The 2,370-nt window shown below is 56.2% G+C and carries 6 protein-coding genes; 1 reads left to right on the top strand and 5 read right to left on the bottom strand.

Translation table 11 applies throughout. The features are described 5' to 3' along the window. Positions 1 to 130: 130 nt before the first annotated feature. Positions 131 to 364, bottom strand: a complete 234-nt coding sequence (locus tag H9656_RS13945; RefSeq protein WP_191744869.1) for a hypothetical protein — start codon at positions 362 to 364, stop codon at positions 131 to 133. A gap of 81 nt (positions 365 to 445) precedes the next feature. Between H9656_RS13945 and H9656_RS13940 the strand changes: the two genes are divergently transcribed. Next, positions 446 to 607 carry a hypothetical protein gene (locus H9656_RS13940; protein WP_191744868.1) on the top strand — a complete coding sequence of 54 codons (162 nt, stop codon included), beginning with the start codon at positions 446 to 448 and terminating at the stop codon, positions 605 to 607. A gap of 161 nt (positions 608 to 768) precedes the next feature. Here the strand turns inward: H9656_RS13940 and H9656_RS13935 are convergent, their stop codons facing one another. From H9656_RS13935 to H9656_RS14170, 4 genes are all read right to left on the bottom strand, one after another. After that, on the bottom strand, positions 769 to 927 hold the full coding sequence (locus H9656_RS13935; protein WP_191744867.1) for a hypothetical protein: 159 nt from the start codon (positions 925 to 927) through the stop codon (positions 769 to 771). An 88-nt stretch (positions 928 to 1,015) separates the two neighbouring features. Continuing rightward, on the bottom strand, positions 1,016 to 1,282 hold the full coding sequence (locus H9656_RS13930; RefSeq protein WP_191744866.1) for a hypothetical protein: 267 nt from the start codon (positions 1,280 to 1,282) through the stop codon (positions 1,016 to 1,018). Positions 1,283 to 1,454: 172 nt separating this feature from the next. Next, positions 1,455 to 1,745, bottom strand: coding sequence for a hypothetical protein (locus tag H9656_RS13925; RefSeq protein WP_191744865.1), 291 nt, complete (start codon positions 1,743 to 1,745; stop codon positions 1,455 to 1,457). A gap of 36 nt (positions 1,746 to 1,781) precedes the next feature. Next, a partial coding sequence (locus H9656_RS14170) for a hypothetical protein (RefSeq protein ID WP_225212569.1) occupies positions 1,782 to 2,370 on the bottom strand: 589 nt, incomplete at its 5' end.

Below are 2,370 nucleotides of genomic sequence, written 5' to 3'. Positions count from 1 at the left end.
CACGAAGCTGGTTCTCGACGGTCTGGTTTTTATCCGCCGTGGAAACACGAGCATAGATCGCCACGCGCTTGGTCAGGGCCGTTCTCCTATTCGAAGTTGGGAGAACAGGCTCTCATGCATCGGCTAGGCGTCAACCGAACTTGGGCTTACCCTTTAAGGGCGCGATAAAGAGCCGCTCGCAGTCGTCGCCTTTCACCAGCGGGATCAAATCGCACTGGTCGCCCAACGTCAGGATGGCTTCAGCCGCCACCGCGTTGAACTCGTCCTCAAACCCAGATCGTCGGAACAGGACGAAGCCATCTTTGGCATCGATCACGCCGTAGGCGGGCGAGCCTTCGAGCAAGGTGTGGAGAAGCACAGACATACCATCGGAAGCCGTGATGCCTCCGAAGGTTCAGAACGGTCGTCAGGAAGGCGGCATGTCGTCCAGCGGGAGAATGAACATTTGACTGTAGCCGTGGTCGCCATCGCTGATGGGAAAGGCCACGTAATCTTCGCCAGCGTCGTCGGTGGCTTGTCGCACTATATCGTTGAACTGGGCGGCTCGCTTCGGATTGCCGATCAGCAAGAAGCCATCGCTGTCCTGCCGAACTTGGTAGGCGGCTGACGCTTCCAACAGACTGTCGAGAAATCGCCCCATAGGGGAATATGAACATCGCTCGACGAACACTTCAAGCTACGCCGTGGGCAAACACGGCCAAGGCGTCGTCGCTTAGGTAGAACTACCTAAGTGTTTTTCCCCGGTGGCCGCCATAAGGCGCGGTTCGGTCAGATCGGAGCCGTTACTGAAGGTTTTGCGGCATTGGCCTTATGCGCAGCATCGGCGCCCCAGCGGTATCCGACGAACCAGCCGACGAAGAGGATGAAGATTATCGCGGCGGCGATGAGGATTGCCCTATTCTTCATCTGGATGGTCGGCTCAGCCATGATCGCTTCTGCGTGTGCTCCAAACCCAAAGCCGCCTGCGACCTAACTGGTCTCCTAATCAAGCAACCCTTGACGGCTAAGCCACACTTCAGCCGGGCGTTAGTCGGGAATCCGGTTTGAAGTGGAAGGTGACCGTAGGGTGCTCACTTCCACCATCATTGATCTCGATAGAAGAGATCTGAAGATTGTCCTGCTCGTAGCGCGAAAACGGATTCACACCGCGAGCCTCTACCTCGGAATCGACCCATTCGAAGCTCCGGCAGAAATTGAGGAACGTCACGCGGCCACCTAAAAACGCATGAAGAAATCTAAGCGGAACGGTAATCGGGGGCTTATTCGGTTCTCTATCCGTCATGCTATCTTCCACCAGATCGTATCTCTTAACGCGCCCATCGACCGGAGAGTCCGAAGACGGGCCTTCTGAACGGAACCGGATAAGCGATAGTCACGCTCGCTCGTGTGACTCAATCAAATATTGGAAGAATAGTTCTGATCTCTTGGGTCGACCCGACATCAACGAAACTGTGCTATTCCGCCGGTCCTTCAGAAGGAATCTCGCCCCATCGCATCAATGCCTGTTGGATCGCTTCGGCGACCATATTCCTAACTTCACGGCTCTGCTGTGCGCCGGGAACATGGAGCATCAAAGCGGCCCAAACGAAATCCGCAGCATCAAAAGCGAGAGCAGACGCCAATGAATGGTCGGCAAATTCGCCGACACCCTGCTCACGCTCTGTCATCAGGCGTTCGATGGCGGCGCCATGCCGGATCGCCTTCTCCAAGCCGTAGGGAGGCAGCGGAAATTCTCGGGCGATCATTCTGTTTCCTTATGCGCCTGCGCAATAGCTGACCAATCAGCAATCACCAGTTCGTCGGCAAATGTAGCTGCGCGCCTCACGTTGGGTCATGCCTGCCGGGCAGTCGCCAGTTTCACGACAGATAACGAGATCGGCAGCCAACGCCTCTGATGCTTCAAGCCCGTGCGACCGCGCCGAGCGTTCATATCTGTCTGCGTCTATGCCCAGATCGTCCGTCGCTCTTTCATAGCCAGAGCCTGATGACCTCGTGCTTGAAGCCGAAGGGCTGGACGACGTCGAGGTTGACCAATCAGCGTCGGAGCACCGCCCGATCACAACAAACAAAACGATTATGATCGCCCCAAAGATTAGGCAGCCCGCGTTCGAAGACATTCCCGCCCCCGAACCGGAGCTATTGGGAGGCCCAGCCAAAAAATCTCGGCAAGCCTGACAGTGCCACTGGTTTACACGTGGTGCTTTCTCGCATCGATAACAGACTTCAGTCATGCCGCCTCCCGGCATCAAGATATGCCACCGATATGTGATCGGCACAACGAGAGCCGTCTCCCCAATCAGATGGAAGCGGGCACGAAAATCGACGCCGATAAAAGCCTGATATTTCAGGTCGCGATCTTCCGTGAAACAC

This window comes from Brevundimonas guildfordensis (assembly GCF_014836405.1).
GTDB lineage: Bacteria > Pseudomonadota > Alphaproteobacteria > Caulobacterales > Caulobacteraceae > Brevundimonas > Brevundimonas guildfordensis.
The sequence above is the reverse complement of the archived record's forward strand: the minus strand, read 5'-3'. Positions and strand labels throughout refer to the sequence as shown.

What these genes read in the sequence shown, in the direction of transcription:
- H9656_RS13925 (WP_191744865.1), bottom strand. Translation starts at nt 1,745, where the DNA reads ATGATCGCCCGAGAATTTCCGCTGCCTCCCTACGGCTTGGAGAAGGCG.
- H9656_RS13935 (WP_191744867.1), bottom strand. Translation starts at nt 927, where the DNA reads ATGGCTGAGCCGACCATCCAGATGAAGAATAGGGCAATCCTCATCGCC.
- H9656_RS13930 (WP_191744866.1), bottom strand. Translation starts at nt 1,282, where the DNA reads ATGACGGATAGAGAACCGAATAAGCCCCCGATTACCGTTCCGCTTAGA.
- H9656_RS13945 (WP_191744869.1), bottom strand. Translation starts at nt 364, where the DNA reads ATGTCTGTGCTTCTCCACACCTTGCTCGAAGGCTCGCCCGCCTACGGC.